A 24,662-nucleotide genomic window follows, 5' to 3' on the forward strand; every position below is an offset into this window, starting at 1 on the left:
GATCAAATAAACCACACTAAAAACATGGTAATAATGTGGCCTCTTTTCATCATCTCCCGTGTTACGGGGAAGGAAAATCATGTCACTTGTCACCGATCTACCCGCCATTTTCGATCAGTTCTCCGAAGCTCGCCAAAAAGGCTTTCTCACCGTCATGGATCTCAAAGAGCGCGGCATTCCGCTGGTTGGCACCTACTGCACGTTTATGCCGCAGGAGATCCCAATGGCCGCCGGGGCGGTTGTTGTCTCGCTCTGTTCCACCTCTGATGAAACCATTGAAGAAGCGGAGAAAGATCTGCCGCGCAACCTCTGTCCGCTGATTAAAAGTAGCTACGGCTTCGGCAAAACTGATAAATGCCCTTACTTTTACTTTTCTGATCTGGTGGTTGGTGAAACTACCTGCGACGGCAAAAAGAAAATGTACGAGTACATGGCGGAGTTTAAACCCGTGCATGTGATGCAACTGCCGAACAGTGTGCAGGACGAGGCTTCGCGCGCGTTGTGGAAAGCTGAAATGCTGCGCTTGCAAAAGGTAGTGGAAGAACGTTTCGGACAAGAGATCACAGAAGACGCGTTGCGCGATGCCATTACACTGAAAAATCGCGAACGCCGTGCACTGGCGAACTTCTATCATCTGGGGCAGTTAAATCCCCCGGCGCTTAGCGGCAGCGACATTCTGAAAGTCGTTTACGGCGCAACCTTCCGTTTCGATAAAGACGCATTGATCAATGAACTGGATACAATGACCGCCCGCGTTCGTCAGCAATGGGAAGAAGGTCAGCGGCTGGAGCCGCGTCCACGCATTTTAATTACCGGCTGCCCAATTGGCGGCGCAGCAGAGAAAGTGGTGCGCGCAATTGAAGAGAACGGCGGCTGGGTGGTCGGTTATGAAAACTGCACGGGGGCAAAAGCGACTGAGCAATGTGTGGCGGAAACGGGCGATGTCTATGATGCGCTGGCCGACAAGTATCTGGCGATTGGCTGCTCCTGTGTTTCTCCGAATGATCAACGTCTGAAAATGCTCAGCCAGATGGTGGAGGAGTATCAGGTCGATGGCGTGGTAGACGTGATTTTGCAGGCGTGCCATACCTACGCGGTGGAATCGTTGGCGATTAAACGTCACGTGCGCCAGCAGCACAACATTCCTTATATCGCCATTGAAACGGACTACTCCACTTCGGATATCGGGCAGTTCAGTACCCGCGTCGCGGCCTTTATTGAGATGCTGTAAGAGGTGGCTGTGAGGTATTCGATAGGCATTGATTCCGGTTCTACCGCCACCAAAGGGATCTTACTGGCAGACGGCGTGATTATGCGCCGTTTCCTCGTTCCAACACCATTTCGCCCGGCAATAGCAATTACAGAAGCCTGGGAAACTCTGCGCGAAGGGTTAGAGACAACGCCGTTTCTGACGCTCACCGGTTACGGGCGGCAACTGGTGGATTTTGCCGATAAACAGGTGACGGAAATCTCCTGCCACGGGCTGGGAGCGCGGTTTCTTGCGCCAGCAACGCGCGCGGTGATCGACATCGGCGGCCAGGACAGCAAAGTGATTCAACTTGATGGTGACGGTAATCTGTGTGACTTCCTGATGAATGACAAATGTGCGGCAGGAACCGGACGTTTTCTGGAAGTGATTTCGAGTACGCTGGGCACCAGCATCGAGGAACTCGACTGTATTACCGAAAATGTGCCACCGCACGCCATCAGCAGTATGTGTACGGTGTTTGCCGAATCAGAAGTGATCAGTCTGCGTTCTGCCGGGGTAGCGCCGGAAGCGATTCTCGCCGGAGTGATTAACGCTATGGCGCGCCGCAGCGCCAATTTCATTGCTCGTCTCTCCTGTGAAGCGCCGATTCTGTTTACTGGCGGTGTCAGCCATTGCCAGGTCGTTTCCCGGATGCTGGAAACTCACCTGGGAATGCCAGTACATACCCATCCTGATGCACAATTCGCTGGCGCAATTGGCGCAGCGGTGATTGGTCAGCGGCAGAGAAAACGCACATGAAAGAGTATCTTTTTTTATTTCACTCAACGGTCGGCGTCGTGCAAACGCGCAAGGCGTTGCAAGCAGCGGGCATGGCTTTTCGCGTCTCGGATATTCCCCGTGAGTTACGTGGAGGCTGTGGGCTATGCATCTGGTTGAGGTGTCCTGCTGGTGAGGAAACACAATGGGTTATCCCAGGTCAAACAGAGTCAATTTATTATCAGCAGGATGGGAGCTGGCTGTGTATTGCAGATTACGATTCAACTCCGCGTTAAGGATTCATTAAGATCGCTACGTATACTTCTCGATATCTTATTGATTTGCCTTAAAGGGAATGCCATGACAAAAAGTTTTTCGTTACATAAACGCATCACGGGTATTGCTATTCTTTTTGCCATCGTAGTCGTGAGTTTTTTCTTTGTGCAATCTTGCGCCCGTAAAAGCAATCATGCGACATCATTTCAGAATTACCACGCCACCATTGACGGCAAAGAAATTGAAGGTGTAACGAATAATATCTCCTCGCTGACCTGGTCGGCACAGAGCAATACCCTGTTTAGTACTATCAACAAGCCCGCGGCAATTGTTGAAATGACCACCAATGGCGACTTGATCCGCACTATTCCTCTGGATTTTGTGAAAGATCTCGAGACGATCGAATACATTGGCGATAATCAGTTTGTCATTAGCGATGAGCGCGATTATGCCATTTATGTCATTTCTCTTAATGAAAACTCAGAGGTGAAAATCCTCAAAAAAATAAAAATCCCGCTGCAGGAAACGCCGACCAATAGTGGTTTTGAAGGACTGGCTTATTCTCGCCAGGACCACACTTTTTGGTTTTTTAAAGAGAAAAACCCGATTGAGATCTATAAAGTTACCGGACTATTACGTAGTGACGAGTTGCACATTAGCAAGGATAAATCATTACAACGGCAATTTACTTTAGACGACGTGTCTGGCGCGGAATTTAACCCACAAAAAAATACACTTCTGGTGCTGTCTCATGAGTCTCGCGCACTCCAGGAAGTCACCCAAACAGGCGAGGTCATCGGTGAGATGTCGCTTACCAAAGGTAGCCGGGGTTTGTCACATAACATCAAACAGGCCGAAGGGATAGCGATGGACGCCACTGGCAATATCTATATCGTTGGCGAACCCAATCTTTTTTATCGCTTTACCCCTACATCATCACATTAACAGGCTGGCATGTTTTCCTTTTTTGTTATTAACTTGTTAACAACAAAAAATACAAATAAGGTAAAACATGTCCCCTTCATTGCATCCCGTAGAACGCTTCTCTTTCAGCACCGCGTTTTTTGGGATGCTGGTTCTGACCTTAGGGATGGGGTTAGGCCGCTTTCTGTATACGCCAATGCTACCTGTCATGCTGGCGGAAGGAACGTTTTCATTTAGCGAACTGTCGTGGATTGCCAGCGGCAACTACGCAGGGTATCTGGCAGGCAGCATGCTGTTTTCATTCGGCGCGTTTCATCTGCCGTCGCGTCTGCGCCCGTTTTTATTGGCTTGCGCCCTGGCAACCGGATTATTGATCCTCGCGATGGCATGGTTGCCAACTTTTGTTCTGGTGTTGTTGATTCGCTTTCTGGCGGGCGTCGCCAGCGCCGGAATGCTGATATTCGGCTCGACGCTGATTATGCAACATACCCGCCATCCCTTTGTGCTTGCGGCGCTGTTTTCTGGCGTTGGCGTCGGTATCGCGCTGGGCAATGAATATGTGCTGGCGGGACTGCATTTTACCCTCTCCTCGCAAACATTGTGGCAAGGAGCCGGAGCGCTTTCTGCCATTATATTGATTGTTCTGGCACTATTGATCCCGTCGAAAAAACACCTCATCGCGCCTGCGCCGTTGGCAAAAAACGATCAACAGATGATGAGTTGGTGGTTGCTGGCGATTCTGTATGGCCTGGCAGGTTTTGGTTATATCATCGTCGCCACTTACCTGCCGCTGATGGCGAAAGATGCAGGCTCGCCATTGTTAACCGCCCATCTCTGGACGCTGGTTGGCTTGTCGATTGTCCCGGGTTGCTTTAGCTGGCTGTGGGCGGCAAAACGCTGGGGAGCGTTACCTTGCCTGACAGCGAACTTACTGGTGCAGGCGATCTGCGTACTGTTAACCCTCGCCAGCAGCTCGCCTTTATTACTCATCATCAGTAGTGTTGGGTTTGGCGGCACCTTTATGGGCACCACCTCGCTGGTGATGACCATCGCCCGCCAGCTTAGTGTGCCGGGAAACCTCAACCTGTTAGGCTTTGTGACGCTTATTTACGGCATTGGGCAAATTCTTGGCCCGGCGCTGACCAGTTTGCTCGGCAACGGAACATCGGCTCTCGCCAGTGCCACTCTCTGTGGCGCAGCAGCGTTGTTTATTGCGGCGCTGATCTGCACAGTGCAATTGTTTAAGCTGCAAGTGGTGACTTCATAAGGGCTGTTTCCCTTGCCAGTCAAGAAACTCAACCGCAACAGTTGATGTCAGCCAGACCCCGTTTTCCGCTTGCCAGAAAGGTATTCCTCGTTTCGCCATTTCCTGTGCTTTGACGGTTAAGATAACCGGCGCTCCGTGTCTTTCTCCTACTTTGCGAGCTGTCGCTTCATCAGCAGAGAGATGCACATAGTGACGCTCCCCTGCAATTAATCCCTGACTTTTTATCGCCTCAAGGAAACGACTTGCCGTACCGTGGTAGAGAAATTGTGGCGGTGTTTTTTCGGTGAAGGCAATAGCGACCTGCGAAGTCGAATGCCCCTGAACAGCACGAATACACCTACCATCACTGGAATAACTAAAGCGCTTCTTATCACTGGTGGCGACCACGGAATCCAGTAATGCACGCGTTAACCGCTTGCCCGCTTTTTGTGCACAGAGTATGAGCTTATCGATATTCGCCCACCCTTCACGATCCAGCACGATGCCAATCGCCTCTGGTTTATGTCGGAGGACAAAACTTAAAAACTTACTCGTATCCGCCAGATCTTTTTCACTGTACTTTGCCATTTTGCATTCATCCTTGTATTTTTTGCCTTTACTTACTCATCGTTATTGTCACTGTGTTTATGAATTTTCTGCAACTCAATCCTATTTTTCCACTCTGCAAAAAACACGTAGCAACACACGGTCACAAAAACGTTGTGGGAATGCCCGGTGAAGCGGCAACTGTCTTTTAGCCACGTTGATGAGTATGGACGACGCGGTCGGCGTTGCTGCCAGCCAGGCGACCGCGGGCGCATTAACCGATCATGATGTCACCGTTTTACTGCTCGCGATGTATTTAATGGGCAACCCGGTGCAAAATGTCGGTCGCTGCCTGGAGACAGCCGAAGTGAATGCCAAATATTACCCGCATATCATTACGGTCTGCGTGATTAACGCATTGCTGTCGATTTGGGTTATGCAGCTTATTGTTTAACAAGGAGTTACCATGATTGATTATTCCGCAGCCGGTTTTACCCTGTTGCAGGGAGCGCATTTGTATGCGCCGGAGGATCGGGGTATTTGCGATGTGTTAATCGCTAACGGCAAGATTATCGCCGTTGCCAGCAATATCCCTTCTGACATCGTACCGGACTGCACGGTTGTCGATCTCAGCGGGCAGATCCTCTGTCCGGGTTTTATTGATCAACACGTCCATTTGATTGGCGGCGGCGGTGAAGCTGGCCCCACAACACGCACGCCGGAAGTAGCATTAAGCCGCCTGACGGAAGCGGGCGTCACGTCGGTAGTTGGCCTGCTGGGCACTGACTCTATCTCTCGCCATCCGGAATCCCTACTCGCCAAGACCCGAGCACTCAATGAAGAAGGCATCAGCGCCTGGATGCTGACCGGTGCTTATCATGTACCTTCCCGCACCATTACGGGTTCTGTGGAAAAGGATGTGGCGATTATCGATCGCGTGATTGGCGTGAAATGTGCCATCTCTGATCACCGCTCTGCCGCGCCGGATGTTTACCATCTGGCCAATATGGCAGCAGAATCCCGCGTTGGTGGCTTGCTCGGCGGTAAGCCTGGCGTCACCGTGTTCCACATGGGCGACAGCAAAAAGGCGTTACAGCCCATCTATGACCTCCTGGAAAACTGCGATGTGCCAATCAGTAAGTTGCTGCCGACGCATGTTAACCGCAACGTGCCTTTGTTTGAGCAGGCGCTGGAGTTCGCGCGCCAGGGTGGCACCATCGACATTACCAGCAGCATTGACGAACCGGTCGCCCCTGCCGAAGGTATTGCCCGCGCCGTTCAGGCGGGTATTCCGCTGGCACGCGTCACCCTTAGCTCCGACGGCAACGGCAGCCAACCCTTCTTCGACGACGAAGGGAATTTAACCCATATCGGCGTTGCGGGTTTTGAGACGTTGCTGGAAACCGTGCAGGCGCTGGTTAAAGACTACGGTTTCAGTATCAGCGATGCCCTGCGCCCGCTCACCAGTAGCGTAGCCGGTTTCCTTAACCTGACCGGGAAAGGTGAAATCCTGCCAGGTAATGACGCGGATTTGCTGGTATTGACACCGAAGCTGCGCATTGCGCAGGTATACGCTCGCGGCAAACTGATGGTCAAAGACGGCAAGGCGTGTGTGAAAGGAACGTTTGAAACTGCATAAGCGGTTACGAGAATACCTGACAATTCAACTGGAAATTCGCAGCGGTAGCTTATTGTTCTGAATCGGGACGAGCTGGTGATCCCGATTCAGGCCTACGCATACCGAATGAACACCTGCATAAATCCAGTAGCGGAACGCTTCTGGCGTGAAATACGCGAGCTGGAAATTGTGCTTAGCTGAAATTTTTCTGGAGAAAATTGGATTCTGACATTAACGCCGGATGGAGATTAATCCATCCGGCAAACGCATTTATTATCTTGAATAACTCAGGCTTTTGCTTCATTAAAACGCAGTAAACGGAAACCTGTAGAAGCATAAATCAACGCAAATATCATCGAGCAGAAACAGAACACACAGTACGGCAGATAACTAAACGTCGGAACACCCAATGTTGTTGCCATATATAACCCAGCAGCCGACCACGGAATAATTGGCGCACTCATGGTGCCAAAATCTTCCAGCGTTCGGGCTAAGACTAATGGTGATAAATTAAGATCTTCGAACTTCTTCATCATCAATTCGGAAATAACAATCTTATTTAAACCATCAGAACCGGTAAGCAAGTTAATGATTATTGCTAAAACACCGCTTGCCAGAATAGCACCAAAAGCACTTTTTATTTTGTTTGCCGCACTTTGTAATGTGACATCCATCATTCCAGTTCCCGTCAGGATGCCAGCAAACATCATGGCACAGATAATAAATGACAGGAAACCACCCTGATTATTAAGCCCCCCCTGTTCAAGTAGTTCTTTCACCGAAGGTAACAACGTCGTTGAATCAGTGATCATCGTCAGACGGAAACCACTCATTGTGGCCTTAATACCTTCTGCCAACGGGAAACCTTGATACAGCCATCCAACCAGCACTGCCACAAATGCACTGCTTAATAATGCAGGTACTGTAGGCAAACGCAAAAAGGTAAAGCACAAAACAATAAGCATAGGTAATAGCGGTAACAAACCAAACTTATATAATTCTTTGAGCTGTACCAGCATTTGCATACTTTCTGGAGAAATAGACCCTGTAGAAGTATGAATCATCCCCAGCCAGGTAAAAAACAACAGGCTAATAATCGTTGATGGGATGGTTGTCCAGAGCAGATATTTAATCAGATCATAGAGTTTAGTTTTGGTAACCGCAGAAGTCAGGTTGGTTGTATCACTTAATGGTGAAAGTTTGTCGCCAAAATAAGCCCCAGTAACAATGGCCGCCGCCAGAATCGGAAGATCGGCATTTAAGCCAGAACCAATCCCCATTAGGGCAACACCAATTGAAGCGACAGACCCCCATGATGCTCCAGAAACATAGGACAACACTGCGTTCAGAAAAAACGCTATGGCATAAAGCCATGCGGGAGCAACCAGTAACATACCGTAATAAACCAGCATCGGCAGCGTACCCGCATAGCTCCATGTCGCGACCATAAAGCCAACGAAAATAACAATAAGTACTGGTGCCATTACTGCCGAAATTTTATCAATAATAAAACCCTGGATTTCATCCCAGGTATACTTCAGCTTAGCCATCGCAATAATGCAGGAAAAAGCCGCTGAAATTAATAAACAGACGCTGGCAGGCCAGCCCATAACACCGATGCCAACAACTAACACGATCATCATAAAAATGATCGGTGTTAGCGCGACATAAAAACTGGGTTTTTCTCTCATAACTCTATTCCCTGTTAAAATACTTTAACGCCATTTTGCTGTAAGCGTTCCTGTACAGCCTTAATATCCACCTGTGAAACGGCAGTATTATTTTTAATAGCGATTGCAGCGGCCGTTCCTGCACCTTCTCCAGTAACAATGCAGCAGCCCATATTGCGAATTGTCGCGTATGCAAAATTATCTGCATCAATTGCTCTTCCGCAAACCAGCAGATTCTCAACTTGCTGCGGAATCATTACACCATAAGGGATTTGAAAATAATGCGCTTCGAGAGGTAATTTAAGATGGCCATTGCCATCTATAAATTCAGGGAATACACCTATCGAGTCAGCATGACGCCCTTCATTACAAATATCATCTTCAGTTAGTTTGTTTCGCCCAAGAATATGTCTTGATTCCCTTGTTCCCACTGTCATACCGAAGTTTTTTAATTGTGCTTGTTCGAATCCTGGCTGGAACTGACGCAAAGCTTCAATTGCCTGCATAGCTTGCTTACGGCCTTCTATTTCCGCACGTGTCAGGTCAAAAACATCCGTACAATCAACAGCCGGGATGCTAACAACGTTCAAATAATTTGCATCTCCATACTCGGTGACCGTACTCCAGGAACCACCTAACGTCACATCCTTTGGAATAATTCCTGCAGATTTTCCTTTCGCAAAGACTTTACCCAAATAAGGGCTAAACATATCACGACAAGATTCATGGACATCATAAGACCAATTTTTATTTTCTTCGTCTGCTCCCCAATCACCATATTTAGGCTGAGTGGTCTTAATATTTTGCATAAACGCGTCTTTATTCACATTTGCACAGCTAAAAACAGTTGTCATGCACATTAGTTCTGCACGATCGCGCTTAATAAATGGTGCCCCGGCAAACCATGCAATATCAGCATCGCCAGTACAGTCAATAATGACATTCGCCAAAATAGCCTGACGTCCTGATTTACTCTCAGTGATTACTCCGAGTAAATTATTACCCTGCTTAATAACATCAACAGCAGTAATATGCAGTACGCGACGTACACCTGCCTGTTCAAGCATTGCATCCGCAACGAGTTTGAAACGCTCGGCGTTAATAGCCTGACTATTCGATTGCGGCTCGGGGCTGGACGCCCCCATTGATCTTGCGGTTTCTTCTATTTCGCGCGCCAGCCCGCCTGACTCCACCGTATTTTCATGACGCCACCAGGCAATTGACTCTACACCAGCCGTCGTCATCATGCCGCCAAAACAGCCGAAACGCTCAATCAGCATCGTTGTCGCCCCCTCACGAGCGGCACTCATTGCTGCAGCAATACCCGATGGCCCGCCGCCGACAACTAATACTTCTGTGGTTGCCAGAACAGGTATATTGCGAGCGGGTTCCAGATAAAATTCCATACTTTATCTCCGTATTCAATAATTGAGTAAAATAAACCCTCGCGCTTATATAAGCGCGTTGATATTTTTAATTATTAACAAGCAACATCATGCTAATACAGACATACAAGGAGATCATCTCTCTTTGCCTGTTTTTTATTATTTCAGGAGTGCGCACACATTTTCTTGCCCCTTAACTTATTATCATAATGGTATTTATGGAGCACATCACAATATTTCAATTCAATTCAGTCACTGCACCAAAATGAAACATTGCGATATTAAAGCCTTTTCAATTTGAAAAGCGTCAGTCTGCATGTTCAACATCCGGATAGAGATTATAGTTTTTAAGCTTACGCCATAATGTTGTACGACCAATTTTTAATACCTCAGCGGCTTTAGTCAGATTCCATTCGCAGACGCGACATGTATGCTCGATAGCTTGCATCTCCAGTTCGGCCAGTGAAGTAAGATGAGGGATATCATCTTCACCACTACCGTTATTTTGGCGGATATCCAAAGGAATATTCTCCAACCCGAGAACAAGCCGATTGCAGTTAATAAAAACCTTCTCCATTCGATTCTTGAACTCAGATATGTTCCCAGGCCAACGGTACTCAAGCAGAACTGCATTTGCATCTGGCGTGATCGTCATTTTCTTTCTGGTACGTTCCTGATATTTATCAATAATATCATCAACCATTTGCTTGAGATCTTCCCGACGTTTACGCAATGGCGGGATCTCAATTTCATTCATGGAGATCTCATAATATAACTGGCGGCTAAAAGCCCCTTGCTGAACGTACTCGCGTAAAGAACTACTGGTACATGTAATCAAACGAAAACGTACGGGGATAAAACGATGGCTGTCTGATCTTGTAACAAGTCCAGTTTTTAATACTTTCAATAAAACACTCTGAACCTCTCCAGAAAGATATTCCACTTTATCCAGATATAAGGTGCCATTATGCGCCAGCTCAAATTTCGATGGCGAAGGGCCAACATCAGAGCCAAGAAGTTCGTGTAAGATATTTTCTGGTGATAGCATCTGACAATCCACAGAAATAAACGGTCCATCACGTTGCTCGCTCTCATTATGTATTGCCATCGCCAGACTCAATTTGCCCACCCCTTCTTCACCATTGATCAGAATCGGAGAGATGGACTTAATTGCCCGGCGAGCGATAAGCAGTACCTGCTTCATGCCGCTTGAAGCTGCATGTAAACTATCAAAGGTAAAATTTGCGTTAGTACTTATTTGTTGTTGGGCTATTTTTCTAATTTTATCTAACGGGTGAAGAAAAAGTAGAAACGAACCATCACTCAGTGGACGAAGGGTAACCATTAGCTCAATGAACTCACCACGACATTCAAGAACAATTTGCTTTTGTGATAGTTTATTTCGTTGCGTAATTGCCTCATTTAAAATAGGCGGAAATACGAATCCTTTTCTAATGTTCTGACCAATTAAATTTTCCTTATCAATACTCAGTAATATTTGCGCCTGAGGATTGACCATTGTAATTAAAGAATTGCTATTCCAACAAATAAAACCATCATCCATACATTCAATCACTGCATTGTGTTGACAGAGCACTTTATTTATTAATTTTTGCTCATTTTCAATATAGATATAGTTAGCAATTTCTGTGGCACATGAATATGATGTTCTTAATTTAACGAGCTCTGCTGTTGCTTCAGTTATGCATAAAATATATCCATGAATATTACCATAATAATCAATGACTGGAGCGGAGCTCATTGCATAGCTATGCAATTGCTCACTGAAATGCTCTGCACCTTCCAGTTGCGTATATAAATTTGTTTCACGGCAGAGACCATATACATTGGTTCCAATTCCATCTTCCGCCCATGACATGCCAGATTCAATCCCTAGATCTCTCAATTGACTGGAATAATCATCTGCTGCATATAACGATAATACCCAACCGTGAGGATCTAGGATTAAAAATGCCAGGTGGCCATCACCAGACAGCGTAAAATGGTCTTCAACAACTCTTTGCGAAATTCTAATAAACTCTTTGTTACGAGATAAAATCGTTTGTAATGTTTGCCCGGAAGCTTTAACAGGTGTGTTCCAGTGGCGAGGATCACAATGCTTCAGGCATTTTTGCCATGATCGCAGCATTACATGATTTGTCGAATTTGTTGCAACCCAACCATGCTTAACAAACATTTTCCATTTATTTTTTAGATCATTATGATACGACTCTTTATTCATTATAAGAATATCCATTTAAGTCACTTTTAGAACTTGTATCAGAATGCTATGGCAATAAGATTGATCAAACGCAATAATATCAGGTCTACTTTGTTACAAAAACAGACTCTATCAACAATGTAATAACTCATCCATTAGAAAGAATAACCTTTAAAGCAATAAAAAACGAACGATACATTAGATAAATTTTAAAACTGCCAACAACATCTGAAATCTTTGTACTTGATATTTATAATTATCCAAACTGAAACAATATCATCATTAAAGCTGTTTCAGTGTGAAACAGTACAGCGAAAATTGTTCTGCCATTTCATTTCCTCAAAGATATTTCATCGTTAAATTCCAACATTGGCTGGCTATTCTAATCAGCGTAAATATCAGGAGAAATAATGTATGGCGAGGATGCGTGCAATCGAAGCTGCAGTAGAAATACTGAAAAAAGAAGGCATTAGCGTTGCTTTTGGTGTTCCCGGCGCAGCAATAAACCCACTCTATGCTGCGATGAAAAAATCAGGCGGTATCGATCACATTCTGGCCCGTCATGTTGAGGGCGCTTCGCATATGGCTGAAGGTTACACTCGCAGCCATAATGGCAATATTGGCGTGTGTATCGGCACATCTGGCCCTGCGGGTACTGATATGATCACCGGCCTTTATTCTGCCTCCGCGGATTCTATTCCTATTCTGTGCATTACTGGTCAGGCCCCTGTAGGAAAACTTCATAAAGAAGATTTTCAAGCCGTCGATATCGAGGCAATCGCCACGCCAGTGACTAAAATGGCACGCACTATTCTCGAAGCGGGTCAGTTACCGGGAATATTTCAAAAAGCCTTTTGGGAAATGCGTTCAGGCCGCCCTGGCCCGGTTCTTTTGGATCTCCCTTTTGATGTTCAGATGGCCGAAATTGAGTTTGATATCGATCTCTATCAGCCACTCACCCCCTGGCAACCCCAGGCAACGCTGGCCCAGGCAGTACGCGCATTAGAAATGCTAAACCGCGCCGAAAAACCGGTAATCATCGCTGGCGGTGGAATTATTAACGCCGAAGCAAGCGAACTGCTACGCGAGTTTGTCGAATTAACCGGCGTTCCCGTCATTCAAACCTTACGCGGCTGGGGTGCATTATCAGACGATCATCCGCTAATGATTGGCCGCATGGGATGTCAGGCGGGTCACCGCTATGGCAATGCCAGTTATCTGGCCTCAGATTTTGTTTTTGGTATCGGTAACCGTTGGGCAAACCGCCATACCGGAGCCCTTGAGACCTACACAGAAGGTCGCAAATTCATTCATGTTGATATCGAGCCTGCGCAAATTGGCCGAATATTTGCGCCAGATCTGGGTATTGTTTCAGATGCTGAAAGCGCCTTAACGCTATTTATTCAAGTTGCCCGTGATATGAAAGCACGCGGCGAGCTGAAAGAACGCAGTAATTGGGTTGCCGAATGTGCCGAGCGTAAACGTACAATGCTTCGTCGCTCAGACTTTGATTGTAATCCGATTAAACCGCAACGCGTTTACCATGAAATGAATAAGGTTTTCGGACCTGAAACGCGCTATATCTCGACAATTGGCCTGGCACAAATTGCTGCGAACCAATTTTTGCATGTTTACCGCCCGCGCCACTGGATTAATGCCTGCCAGGCAGGCCCGCTAGGCTGGACAATGCCCGCTGCACTGGGCGCGGTAAAAGCTGATCCAACGGTTCCCGTTGTGGCAATATCCGGTGACTACGATTTTCAATTCTTAATTGAGGAATTAGCCGTCGGCGCACAATTTAATCTTCCGTATATCCATGTATTACTTAACAACGCTTATCTTGGTTTGATTCGTCAATCACAACGCGCATTTGATATTGATTACTGCGTTCAATTGTCATTTGAAAATATTAATGCTCCAGAGATTGATGGTTATGGCGTTGATCATAAAGCGGTGGTAGAGGGATTAGGGTGTAAAGCTATTCGAGTTTTCGCACCACAGGATATTGAACCTGCACTGCAAGAAGCTCAGCGTTTGCGTGACGAATTTCACGTACCTGTGGTCGTAGAGATTATTACCGAGCGAGTGACTAATATCGCTATGGGGCCTGACATTAATAAAGTCACAGAATTTGAAGAAACTCTCGACTTATAGGGGAACGGAATTATGGCAAAATTTGCAGCAAATTTATCAATGCTTTTTACCGAGCATCCATTTATTGAACGTTTTGCGCAAGCAAGTCACGCAGGGTTCCAGGGTGTTGAATATCTTTTCCCCTATGACTTTTCCACTGACGAGTTGGCTTCGCAACTGCATCAACATAATCTGAGTCAGGTTCTGTTTAATCTTCCTGCGGGTAACTGGCAAGATGGCGAGCGAGGTATCGCATGTCATCCAGGCCGGGCAAAAGAATTTCAGGAGGGTGTTTCCAGGGCGATAATGTATGCACAAGCGCTTAACTGTTCACAAGTTAACTGTCTCGCAGGGAAACATCCCGGTGGTTATTCGCACGAACAATGCCATGAAACACTGGTCGAAAATTTACGTTATGCGGCAGATAAGCTGGCATCTCATGGGATAAAGCTGGTTCTGGAAGCCATTAATACAAAAGATATTCCCGGTTTTTTTGTTAACAACACCAGACAAGCACTCAATATTATTCATGCCGTAAATAATCCTAATTTGCGCTACCAATACGATATTTATCATATGCAAATTATGGAAGGGAATATTGCCATAACGCTCAAAAACAACCTGGAGAACATTGGACATATTCAATTAGCCGACAACCCAGGACGCCATGAGCCAGGTACGGGAGAAATTAATTATCCGTGGTTACTGAATTATATTGACCAGATAGGTTATCAGGGGTGGATTGGTTGCGAATATATTCCATCTACGACCACGGCGGAAAGTCTGGACTGGCTAAAAAATGAGACGCATATTTAAACTCTAAGGATATTTATCATGAATATTGGATTTATCGGTACAGGTATAATGGGTAAGCCGATGGCTTATAATTTACAACAAGCCGGACATACCCTTTATTTTTCAGCACATTTTGAACCCGCACCGCAAGAACTGATTGGTGAACGTGGCATTGTTTGCTCTACTCCCCGTGAAGTTGCGCAGGAATGTGAAATCATCATCACCATGCTCCCGGATACACCGCATGTTGAGGATGTTCTTTTTCATCCTCACTATGGCGTAATACACGGTTTAAGCCAGGGGAAGGTTGTGATTGATATGAGTTCAATTTCCCCGGTTGCCACCAAGGCGTTTGCGCAACGTATTATCGCGGCTGGCGCGGAATATATCGATGCGCCCGTCTCCGGAGGTGAAGTTGGTGCGAAAGCCGGGACGCTTTCCATTATGGTTGGCGGACGAGAAGAAGTTTATTTGCAGATCAAACCAATTCTGGAACTGATGGGTAAAAATATCACCCTGGTCGGCAATGCCGGTGATGGTCAAACGTGTAAAGTCGCTAACCAAATTATTGTTGCACTGAATATTGAAGCGGTGGCTGAAGCTCTGCTCTTTGCCAGTAAATCAGGTGCTGATCCCGCCCGTGTACGTGAAGCTCTGATGGGGGGGTTTGCTTCCTCTCGCGTGCTGGAAGTTCATGGCGAACGGATGATCAAAGGAACATTCGAACCCGGTTTTCGTATTAGTCTGCATCAAAAGGATCTGAATCTGGCACTGGAAAATGCCCGCCTGTTGAATACACCGCTACCTAACACGGCGCTGACACAACAATTATTTAGCGCCTGCGCTGCGCTCGGCGGCAAAGAGTGGGATCATTCTGCTTTAATTCGGGCGCTTGAAACACAAGCCAATTACACCATTCGTAAATAATGAACAAAGGGGACCACTGGTTCCCTTTGTTCACTCGTTGCCCTGCCCCATCCCCTTATTTTGAGAGACCTGCTATGAAGATAGTTATCTCCCCCGACTCCTTTAAAGAATGCCTTCCCGCATGGAAAGTAGCCGAAGCACTGGCAACTGGCTGGCGCAAGGTCCTGCCAGGCAGCCAACTGGTGTGTTTGCCCGTGGCTGACGGTGGCGAAGGCACGCTCGAAACACTCATTCATGCGACTGACGGTACGTTTTACACTAAAACCGTCACTGGACCGCTTGGCGAATCGATACATGCGCAATACGGTATTTTAGGCAACCAAACTACCGCAGTGATAGAACTGGCACAGGCTTCAGGGCTAGAGCTGGTTTCCCCAGTCCTGCGCTCGCCCCTTTATACGACGTCGTTCGGAACTGGCGAACTTATTCTCGCTGCACTGGAACACAATATTGATACCGTTATTCTGTGCCTGGGTGGTAGTGCTACTAATGATGGTGGCGTTGGATTAATGTCGGCACTGGGCGCGCTGTTCACTGATGCTGATGGAAATTCTGTTTCGGTTAATGGTATGGGGCTGTCAGCAATTCACCATATTGACTTACAACATCTCGATCCACGGTTGAAAAATGTGAAATTTATTGCGGCCTGTGATGTCACCAACCCACTAACCGGTGATAACGGCGCAACCCGGGTTTTCGGTCAGCAAAAAGGGGCCAGTGCTGATGATCTTGAGCAACTGGAGCAGGGAATGAAAAACTATGCCCATTGCATCCACCATTGCTGTGGTAAAGACGTCGACGCAATACCCGGAGCCGGGGCTGCAGGCGGCGTTGGCGCAGCGTTGATGGCGTTTCTTGATGCTCGTCTACAGCCCGGTATTTCGCTCGTGCTGGAAGCTATTCAATATACCCAGCATTTAAAATATGCGGCCCTGGCGATTGTCGGTGAAGGTAAATTAGATAGTCAGAGCCTGAATGGCAAAGCGCCTGTGGGTGCTGCCAAAATCGCCCAAATGATGGGGGTTCCGGTGATAGCAATCGCCGGGTATATCGACGATCAACTTGATCTGAATGAATTACGTCAGTGTGGAATAGAGGCCTGTTTTTCCGTCGTCAATGGCCCTTGTGATTTACCCACCGCGCTGAGTCAAGGGGAAGATAATTTAATTCGCCTTGGAGAAAATCTGGCGGGATATTTTCGTGCGGTTCTAAGTTAATTCCCGTTCGGTAAAATGCCCGATAATGCAAATTATCGGGCATTCCTGAACATCATATTCCAGCAATACTTACATTGTTTTTCTCATCAACTGCAAGTTGCGTCAAAAAACTCTTCAACAGGATAATCACGACACCGCAAAGCGGTAATCCGGCCAGAATAGAGACCGTTTGTAGCGGCTGCAAACTTTGCGCATCAAGAAGATAGAGAGTGATGGCGACGACTCCGGTCATAATCAACCAAAATGCCACATTCCAGAATGCAGGTTCACTATCACAATCTGCCCGTTTTTGCGTCGCAAAACCGAGGGCATAACCGACAGTACAGTGTCCGGTTATATATGAAATTAACGCTATAGCCCCAAAAGCAACCAAAAATATCTGACTTGCAGGTAGCTGTTCCAGCAAGCGAGAAACGACAACGCCTCGCCCTTGTTCATTCAGAATAGGAACAAAATCGATAAGATGAGTTGTCTGCAACGACAAGCCGAAATTAGCCAGTACCATATAGAAAACCATGCATCCCAATGAACCAGCGAGGGTTCCGCAAACAATCAATTGCCGGATCGTCCTTCCCTTTGAAATGCGGGCAATAAATAAACCAAATGGGATGGCATATACGACCCACCATGAAAAATAAAATACAGTCCACATTTGTGGGAATCCGCTACGGCCAATAGCATCGGTACTTAAACTCATTGCCACAAAGTTTTGTAGCATCAGGCCGAGACCATCAATTGACTGGTTAAGTATAAATGCCGTTGGTCCACAAATCAGGATTGCCATAAGCATCAAAATATCGGCACGTATATTCCAGTTACTGGCCCATGCAACACCTTTCTTAAGTCCAAAAAAGAGAATTAATAATGGCACCAGCGTCCAGATAAAAATAACCATGACATTGATAAACCGCCCTGCGGGATCCAGATTGAATACATGGCAAAATACGGCAGAAATCATCGGTGTTCCCAGCGCCAGAGACGTCACTGCGCCACCGAGTAAACCAAACATATAGAAAAAGTTTACACAATGCCCGCAAAAACCATCAGCGCGTGCCCCCAGACATCCACGACATAATTCACTGACTTTTAATGATTTGGTTTTCTTAACATGCATAAACCAGCCAATGGGAACGGCACAAATCAGATACCATGCCCATGCTGACGGTCCCCAATGAAACATGCCATAAGCAGAGGCCCAACGAGCAGCCTGAGAGCTTCCTGCTGCTGCACCAAAAGGAGGTTGTTGAATGATCCAAATCCACTCTACAGAGGCAAGATATAACAGGCTCCCCCCCGTTCCGGAGGTAAAAATAAGGCCAAGCCAGGTCAACAAGCTGAAGTCAGGTTTTTCTCCAGGCTGGCCTAACAAAATATTCCCATAACGTGAAAAGGCCAGCCACAGACAACAAAGCACAACCAAAAAAGTCATGACCAAAAAAATACCACCCATTTCCCAGGTTAGGAAATGATGCATTTCATTAATATATTTACTGGTATTTTGTGGGTATATCGTCAAACACAGAATGATTATCGCAATAAATATCATTGCTGGAATAAAAACATTCAGTTCAATCAAAGAGAAGCGTTTTTTGAAATATTGCATGTCAGTCTCCTGAATGTTTTCATTCAATGAGGACGAATATTTCGCCGTTCCTTTTTCATTTGTTGCAATTGTCGGGAAAGGCGTAAAGAAAAAAATGCGCAAATAAGTGAGAGCGCAGCAATACAATACAGGGAAAAACCACGCTGATGTTGTTGCAGCATAAACAGGAATATCCCCAAAAAGAGGCCGCAGAGAACTGTGGTTATCCAGTAATTGGCACTTAAGTGCTCCAGATCATCATCCCTCATGGTATTTCTCCTGCAAGGCGCAGAGAGACTTTTTCCCCTCTGCGCCTTGTTGTTATGCCAGACGCACACCCTGCTGTTTCAGCGTGTTTTGCAAATCAGGGATAGCAACCTGACGCACGGTGCAATGTTGCTGTAGCGATACTACCGCCGCAGTCCCTGCAGCCTCACCAGTTACAGCACAACACATCATGTTGCGCATGGAAGTATGCGCGACGACGCCTGCGGAAATACAGCGCCCGGCGACCAGCAAATTCTCCACTTTTTGCGGCACCAGGCAGCCGTAGGGAATCTGAAAGAAGCGACCGGTCGTTGGCAAAATGAGATAACCGGAACCATCAATAAATTCCGGGAAGATCCCTACGCTATCTGTGCATCGCCCCTGGTTAAGGACGTAATCGTCAGCAATACGGATTTTCCCCTCGATAAGCCGTGATTCACGTGTGCCCAGCGTGGCACCAAAATTGCGTAGCCGCACATTTTCAAAGCCCGGAACATAGTGGCGTAATGCGTCAATCGCCCATAATGCTTGCTGCCTTCCGGCGATCTCTGCTTTGGTTAAATCGAAGACATCAGTACAGTCAAAACCAAAGGCGTACACCATATTCATTTGAAAAGCTTCGCCGCTTTCAGAAAAGGTTGACCAGGTTCCGGCAATCGCCTGTGCGTCGCCTGGGATGACCCCATCCTGTTGCGCGCGGGTAAAAATATCCTCCATATACGGGCTAAACATCTGGTCTTCTTTACCCGTAGTTTGAATCGTCCAGTTTTTCCCCCAATCCGCGTAGGTTGGCTTAAGTTCTTCCTCAACAAAACGGTTAAAGCGGGCCACATCAACACCAGCGCAACTGAACATTACGGTGACGCCCATCAATTGGTCCTTGCTCCGTTTCGTCCAGGGCGCGCCAGCACGAGCGGCAATATCAGCATCCCCCGTGCAATCGACGATTCTTTTCGCCAGAATTGCCCCCCGGCCAGATTTATTCTCGACGATAACACCGCATAACGTATCCCCTTCCTTGATCACGTCCACAACCCAGGAGTGATATAACGGCTCAACGCCAGCTTCCGTTATCATCTGATCGGCAACAACTTTAAACCCCTCTGTATCTATAACTTCGCTAATTGACTGAGGTTCTGGTCGCGTAAAACCCAATGCTCGTGCGCGACCTTCATATTCACGACAGATCCCTTCACAATCTACCGTCCCCGGATGACGATACCAGGCAAAACTTTCCACACCGACCTGCGTCAATACGCCGCCAAGCGATCCGTAACGCTCAACAATCATGGTTCTGGCACCTAACCGCCCCGCGGCTATCGCCGCCGTTAAACCTGCCGGACCGCCACCGATAACCAGAACATCCGTTTGCGCAATGACTGGCGTTTGTCGCGCACTTTCGTTAATCATGTCCACTATTTATTCCCCCGTCGGACTCAGGATGCACAGTCCACATTGTTTTGAGTAATTTCATTACCTTGATTCTTACTTTTACGATTCACACGCTGGAGGACCAGCGCGGCGATAAGGCCGATGAATGCGCAAACCAGCATGAACAGGAAGACATCCTGGTAACCGGCAATACCCGGTTTACGGTCGACCATATTGCCCACCATCGTGTAGCAGTAGATTTCCGGGAAATAGGTCAGTAAAGAGATCAAGCCAGCAGCAGTCCCTGTAACTTTTGCCGGAATACGTACCTCATCAATAATTGAGAAGAACACTGCATTCGCGGAGTAAATAAACACGCCCAGGGCAACCATGTTCGCCAACGCGATGGTGACATAACGAGATTCACCAGGCAGGAAGAAATAAACGGTAGTAAAGACAATCATGCCGATGAAGGCGTAGATCATAAAACGCGTGCGTGACGCGCAGCGGTCAGCCAGTTGTCCGCCAATTAACCCGCCCATCGCAAATAACACATAGGCGCGAAGAATACTGGCAACTGCCACTTCCGATTCGCCCATATGCAGGATCTGCGTGAGATACGGCGTGACCATGCCAAAGCCGATATAAATTGACCACATACAAAAGGTCACAGCACCAGCCAGCCAAACCGTCGGCATTTTCAGCACGAATGCCATATCCGCCAGACGGAAATTGGCTTTATCTTCGCTGTGCGTTTCATCCTGACAAACAAACCAGGCTAAAACACCGGTCAGAATAGTCACTACGGAATAGAATATAATTGTCGCCCGTAAACCATCGACACCTTCACCAAATTTGGCAAATACCTGCACGGAAAGAAAACCTAGTACAATGGAGGTTAATCCCTTACCAAGAAACCAGTAACCATATAAGCGCCCTTGTTCTTCACTGGATCCCAGGGTACGAATAATACGCACACACACGGCCCAAAACGTAAATACGGTTGTCACAGCCCAAAGTGCATGTAACAGACAGATCATGGTATACGAGGGGAAAGTCGCATAATAAAAACCGCTAATTCCGGTTAATATTAATGAAAATGTCATTAATTTTCTTGCTGAAAATCTATCAGCGGCCCAACCGCCCGGTAAATATAATACAAAGTTCACCAGTCCATAGGCTGTCATTAAAAAACCAAGTTCAGCATTGGTTGCTCCGGTAGCCTGTTGCATGGCATCGTAATAGGTTTCCCGAAGATAAGGTAATTTATATATTGCACTTCCGGCAATACCGCATAACGCCAGCGTGATCCAACGTTTCCAGTTACTGGTCATATTTATTCCCGAATGAAGTATTTTAAACGTCACCAGCGGCCTGCTTTGTACAGGCCGTTTATTTTTTAAAGTCCTAAATTATGTGCGGTCAAAATTGCGGAAAGAACATCCTGCGCGGTCACCTCGAATGGCATATTATGGATAGTTTCTCCTTCAGCAGTAGCTGCTTCAGCAACTGCCAGTAATTTATCCTTGTTAATTTCTTTCACCCCCAACATATAGAGATTTGTTGGCAAGCCAACGCTACTACAGAAATTAAGTACGGTTTCAATTTCCTCCTGTGGTGCGTTTTCCAGTATGAGTTGAACCAGAACACCAAATGCCACTTTTTCACCGTGGTAGCAATGATGGCATTCCTCCAGTTGCGTCATACCATTATGGATAGCATGAGCTGCAGCCAGGCCGCTACTTTCAAATCCAATGCCACTAAGATAGGTATTAGCTTCGATAATATTCTCTACCGCTTTGGTGCTAACTCCCTGTTCAACCGCGACTTTTGCCTTAAAACCATCTTCCAACAGCGTGGTATAACAAAGCCGGGCAATAGCCAGCGCCGCCAGTGTGGACGCCCCGCCTGCCATTGTGGCTTTTCCTGATGCCTGATTGGCTCGCGCTTCAAACCAGGTTGACAGCGCATCTCCCATACCGGCTACCAACAGACGCACTGGCGCGGCTGAAATGATGCCTGTATCCATAATCACCATATCTGGATTTTTCGGGAAAAACAGATATTCACTAAACTGACCTTCCGGGGTATAAATTACCGCCAGCGAACTGGTTGGCGTATCCGTGGAAGCAATTGTCGGTACAACCACTACCGGAACTTTTTGGTAATATGCTACGGCTTTTGCTGTATCCAGCGTTTTACCACCGCCAATACCAATAACAACATTATATTTACGCTGGTTAAACTTATCACGAATTCGCGAAATTTCATTCTGCGAACATTCACCACAAAAAATATCAAAATCCGCAACGATATTTTCTTTTGCAAAGCTATTATTGACCCTGTCACCAACCAGACCGGTAACAAAATCATCTGCAATAATTAATGGTGCGGTTCCCAAACTTGCCGCATACATAGCAATATTATCCAAAGAACCATTTCCCTGAATATATTTAGCCGGACTTATAATAATCTTATCCATGTCATTCCTCGCGTAACTTGTTTTGCCTCACCGTTAACCTACTCGTTGCATCCAGTGGCGGCAAATGTTTCATTCACGAAAAATTATGTTTTATGATCATGCTGTAAAAAACATCATCCTTAGACAATAATAAAAAATATTTTTTAAGCTTTAATCACAATCCCCCAATTCCATCACAGGTTCCATTTCATTTTGAAACAACAGCATGAACTAACCGTTTCATTATGAATCTTATTATCCTTTAGTTTGTTTTGTTGCGTCTGGAGAATTAATCTCGCAAACATCCTTAGCGCGGTTTACGTAATTATCAGAACAGGAATGACTATGAAGAAATTAATTAACCAGATTGATTCTGTTGTGACAGAACAAATGGAAGGACTCATCGCCACCTGGCCACACCTGCAGGCAAATTATTCTCCCCGGTATGTGTGGTGCAAACAGAACGATAATGCGGTGGCGCTGGTTTCAGGCGGTGGCTCCGGCCACGAACCACTACATGCAGGTTTTGTTGGCATGGGTATGTTAACTGGCGCTTGCCCTGGCGAAGTCTTCACGTCACCAACACCAGATCAAATGATCGAATGTGCTAAAGCGGTTGATAATGGCTCTGGTGTTCTGTTTTTTATCAAAAATTACACTGGCGATATTCTTAATTTCGAAACCGCAGTCGAGATGCTACACGAAGAAGGCATCGCCGTTGGCACAGTCATTATTGATGATGACGTAGCGGTAAAAGACAGCTTGTACACAGCCGGGCGTCGCGGAGTTGCGGGGACGGTGTTTGTCGAAAAAATTGTCGGCGCGGCTGCGCTTCAGGGTTATGACCTTGGGCAATGCGAGCAACTTGGCAAAGATGTTAACAATGCCACCCGCTCCTTTGGCATCGCACTATCAGCCTGTACTGTTCCCGCTGCGGGAAAACCCTCATTTGAACTGGCAGATAATGAAATTGAATTTGGTGTTGGGATCCACGGTGAACCCGGTATTGAACGACGTCCCTTGCAAGACCTGAACTCTTTAATCGACGACGTGATAGCGCAGTTACTGGATAATACGCCCTGGCGACGCACATTACGCCATTGGGATCGCCATGCCGGTGGATGGATTGACGCGGCATCAATGAATGAATCATTCGATAAAAATGCTGAATATATTGTATTAATTAACGGACTTGGCAGCACACCTGAATCAGAATTATATGGTGTAACCAGGGTATTTATGCGCGCAGCACAGCGCCAGGGACTTAAGATTACACGCCAGTTGGTCGGTAATTATTGCACGTCATTAGACATGGCAGGATTTTCCATTAGCCTGCTGAAGTGTACCCCAGAGTTTTTGCAGCTTTGGGATGCCCCGGTAAATACACCGGCTCTTCGTTGGGGATGTTAATAAGGACATTATATGAAAATTCAAAACAAACATATTATCGCCTGGCTGGAGAGTTGTGCGACACATCTCACTGAACAACAAGACTTTTTAACTGCACTAGACAGAGATATTGGTGACGCCGACCACGGTCTCAATATGAATCGTGGTTTCAGTGCGGTCAAAGCGATCTTACCCGACATTGAACGTCAGCATATTGGCAACATCCTTAAAAATACCGGTATGAAACTGCTTTCCAGTGTAGGTGGAGCCAGTGGTCCCCTCTACGGCACATTATTTATTCGTGCTTCTGCGGCGGTCGGAGCCAGAACGGAGTTAAGTCTGGAAGAGTGGCTGGCGTGTCTGGAAGAAGGAATTGCCGGAGTCATCGCGCGAGGAAAAGCAGAACAAGGGGACAAAACACTGTGTGATGTCTGGGTTCCGGTACTCAACGAAGCCAAAAAAAACCTGCAAGACGGAATGTCGCATTCCCTCCTGCTGAATACGATGGTGCAAGATGCTGCAACCGCAGTTGATAACACCATCAATATGCAGGCGAAAAAAGGGCGAGCCAGCTATCTGGGCGCTCGCAGTGTGGGCCATCAGGATCCAGGCGCTACCTCCTCCTGGCTGATGATTAAGGCTATGCAGGAAGGATTCGCGGAATAAAT

Annotated in this window: 20 protein-coding genes and 2 pseudogenes; 14 read left to right on the forward strand and 8 right to left on the reverse strand. The window is 46.8% G+C overall.

Going from position 1 to position 24,662, the window contains the following annotated elements; genetic code table 11:
- Positions 1-79 precede the first annotated feature (79 nt).
- From ESM_RS0111730 to ESM_RS0111750, 5 genes are all read left to right on the forward strand, one after another.
- Entirely contained in the window at positions 80-1,231 is a 1,152-nt protein-coding gene (locus ESM_RS0111730; protein ID WP_010378304.1) for a double-cubane-cluster-containing anaerobic reductase, read from the forward strand.
- A 9-nt stretch (positions 1,232-1,240) separates the two neighbouring features.
- Positions 1,241-2,008, forward strand: a complete 768-nt coding sequence (yjiL, locus tag ESM_RS0111735) for a putative 2-hydroxyacyl-CoA dehydratase activator YjiL (protein WP_001270705.1) — start codon at positions 1,241-1,243, stop codon at positions 2,006-2,008.
- The gene (locus ESM_RS0111740; RefSeq protein WP_010378310.1) at positions 2,005-2,262 is read left to right on the forward strand and encodes a DUF3343 domain-containing protein; all 258 of its coding nucleotides are present in this window, start codon (positions 2,005-2,007) and stop codon (positions 2,260-2,262) included. The genes yjiL and ESM_RS0111740 overlap by 4 nt, the downstream gene beginning before the upstream one ends.
- Positions 2,263-2,326: 64 nt before the next feature.
- A complete protein-coding gene (locus ESM_RS0111745) occupies positions 2,327-3,187 on the forward strand; it encodes an SdiA-regulated domain-containing protein (RefSeq protein ID WP_001517684.1) in 861 nt (286 codons plus the stop codon).
- Positions 3,188-3,254: 67 nt separating this feature from the next.
- The gene (locus ESM_RS0111750) at positions 3,255-4,433 is read left to right on the forward strand and encodes an MFS transporter (RefSeq protein WP_000075091.1); all 1,179 of its coding nucleotides are present in this window, start codon (positions 3,255-3,257) and stop codon (positions 4,431-4,433) included.
- Here the strand turns inward: ESM_RS0111750 and kptA are convergent.
- A complete protein-coding gene (gene kptA / locus ESM_RS0111755) occupies positions 4,428-5,000 on the reverse strand; it encodes an RNA 2'-phosphotransferase (protein WP_001151954.1) in 573 nt (190 codons plus the stop codon). The genes ESM_RS0111750 and kptA overlap by 6 nt on opposite strands.
- Before the next feature lie 137 nt (positions 5,001-5,137).
- Between kptA and ESM_RS1000000127800 the strand changes: the two are divergent.
- From ESM_RS1000000127800 to ESM_RS1000000128115, 3 genes and pseudogenes are all read left to right on the forward strand, one after another.
- Positions 5,138-5,412 (forward strand): annotated as a pseudogene (locus ESM_RS1000000127800) (hypothetical protein); the annotation flags it as partial.
- A gap of 12 nt (positions 5,413-5,424) precedes the next feature.
- Positions 5,425-6,597 carry a beta-aspartyl-peptidase gene (gene iadA, locus ESM_RS0111765; protein ID WP_000568395.1) on the forward strand — a complete coding sequence of 391 codons (1,173 nt, stop codon included), beginning with the start codon at positions 5,425-5,427 and terminating at the stop codon, positions 6,595-6,597.
- Between the two features lie 4 nt (positions 6,598-6,601).
- Positions 6,602-6,777, forward strand: a pseudogene (locus ESM_RS1000000128115) (hypochlorite stress DNA-binding transcriptional regulator HypT); the annotation flags it as partial.
- A gap of 86 nt (positions 6,778-6,863) precedes the next feature.
- Here ESM_RS1000000128115 and nhaC read toward each other — a convergent pair.
- The 3 genes from nhaC to dhaR form a co-directional block, all read right to left on the reverse strand.
- On the reverse strand, positions 6,864-8,267 hold the full coding sequence (gene nhaC, locus ESM_RS0111770) for a Na+/H+ antiporter NhaC (protein ID WP_001208427.1): 1,404 nt from the start codon (positions 8,265-8,267) through the stop codon (positions 6,864-6,866).
- Between the two features lie 14 nt (positions 8,268-8,281).
- Positions 8,282-9,652, reverse strand: a complete 1,371-nt coding sequence (ibeA, locus tag ESM_RS0111775; protein ID WP_000397943.1) for a putative intracellular survival FAD-dependent oxidoreductase IbeA — start codon at positions 9,650-9,652, stop codon at positions 8,282-8,284.
- 286 nt (positions 9,653-9,938) lie between these two features.
- The gene (gene dhaR, locus ESM_RS0111780; RefSeq protein ID WP_001031487.1) at positions 9,939-11,873 is read right to left on the reverse strand and encodes a dihydroxyacetone kinase operon transcriptional regulator DhaR; all 1,935 of its coding nucleotides are present in this window, start codon (positions 11,871-11,873) and stop codon (positions 9,939-9,941) included.
- A 393-nt stretch (positions 11,874-12,266) separates the two neighbouring features.
- Between dhaR and gcl the strand changes: the two genes are divergently transcribed.
- From gcl to ESM_RS0111800, 4 genes are all read left to right on the forward strand, one after another.
- Positions 12,267-14,006, forward strand: coding sequence for a glyoxylate carboligase (gene gcl, locus ESM_RS01000000124735; RefSeq protein WP_010378325.1), 1,740 nt, complete (start codon positions 12,267-12,269; stop codon positions 14,004-14,006).
- 12 nt (positions 14,007-14,018) lie between these two features.
- Positions 14,019-14,801, forward strand: coding sequence for a hydroxypyruvate isomerase (hyi, locus tag ESM_RS0111790; RefSeq protein ID WP_001051316.1), 783 nt, complete (start codon positions 14,019-14,021; stop codon positions 14,799-14,801).
- Positions 14,802-14,819: 18 nt separating this feature from the next.
- Positions 14,820-15,707 carry a 2-hydroxy-3-oxopropionate reductase gene (locus ESM_RS0111795; protein ID WP_001020470.1) on the forward strand — a complete coding sequence of 296 codons (888 nt, stop codon included), beginning with the start codon at positions 14,820-14,822 and terminating at the stop codon, positions 15,705-15,707.
- A 74-nt stretch (positions 15,708-15,781) separates the two neighbouring features.
- Positions 15,782-16,924, forward strand: coding sequence for a glycerate kinase (locus ESM_RS0111800; RefSeq protein ID WP_000706589.1), 1,143 nt, complete (start codon positions 15,782-15,784; stop codon positions 16,922-16,924).
- Between the two features lie 52 nt (positions 16,925-16,976).
- Here ESM_RS0111800 and ESM_RS0111805 read toward each other — a convergent pair whose 3' ends face one another.
- The 4 genes from ESM_RS0111805 to ESM_RS0111825 form a co-directional block, all read right to left on the reverse strand.
- On the reverse strand, positions 16,977-18,527 hold the full coding sequence (locus ESM_RS0111805; RefSeq protein WP_001199195.1) for a BCCT family transporter: 1,551 nt from the start codon (positions 18,525-18,527) through the stop codon (positions 16,977-16,979).
- Positions 18,528-18,827: 300 nt separating this feature from the next.
- Positions 18,828-20,192, reverse strand: a complete 1,365-nt coding sequence (locus ESM_RS0111815; RefSeq protein WP_024257680.1) for an FAD-dependent oxidoreductase — start codon at positions 20,190-20,192, stop codon at positions 18,828-18,830.
- A 17-nt stretch (positions 20,193-20,209) separates the two neighbouring features.
- A complete protein-coding gene (locus ESM_RS0111820; protein ID WP_000203405.1) occupies positions 20,210-21,478 on the reverse strand; it encodes an MFS transporter in 1,269 nt (422 codons plus the stop codon).
- A gap of 65 nt (positions 21,479-21,543) precedes the next feature.
- The gene (locus ESM_RS0111825; protein WP_000357808.1) at positions 21,544-22,626 is read right to left on the reverse strand and encodes a glycerol dehydrogenase; all 1,083 of its coding nucleotides are present in this window, start codon (positions 22,624-22,626) and stop codon (positions 21,544-21,546) included.
- Between the two features lie 324 nt (positions 22,627-22,950).
- Here ESM_RS0111825 and dhaK point away from each other — a divergent pair, with 324 nt between their 5' ends.
- Both dhaK and dhaL read left to right on the forward strand, forming a co-directional pair.
- Complete coding sequence (dhaK, locus tag ESM_RS0111830) at positions 22,951-24,015, forward strand: dihydroxyacetone kinase subunit DhaK (RefSeq protein WP_000733763.1); 1,065 nt, start codon at positions 22,951-22,953, stop codon at positions 24,013-24,015.
- A 12-nt stretch (positions 24,016-24,027) separates the two neighbouring features.
- Positions 24,028-24,660, forward strand: a complete 633-nt coding sequence (gene dhaL / locus ESM_RS0111835) for a dihydroxyacetone kinase subunit DhaL (RefSeq protein ID WP_000701649.1) — start codon at positions 24,028-24,030, stop codon at positions 24,658-24,660.
- The last annotated feature ends 2 nt before the right edge of the window (positions 24,661-24,662 follow it).

This window comes from Escherichia sp. TW09308, assembly GCF_000208565.1.
In the GTDB taxonomy this organism is placed as follows: Bacteria; Pseudomonadota; Gammaproteobacteria; order Enterobacterales; family Enterobacteriaceae; genus Escherichia; species Escherichia marmotae.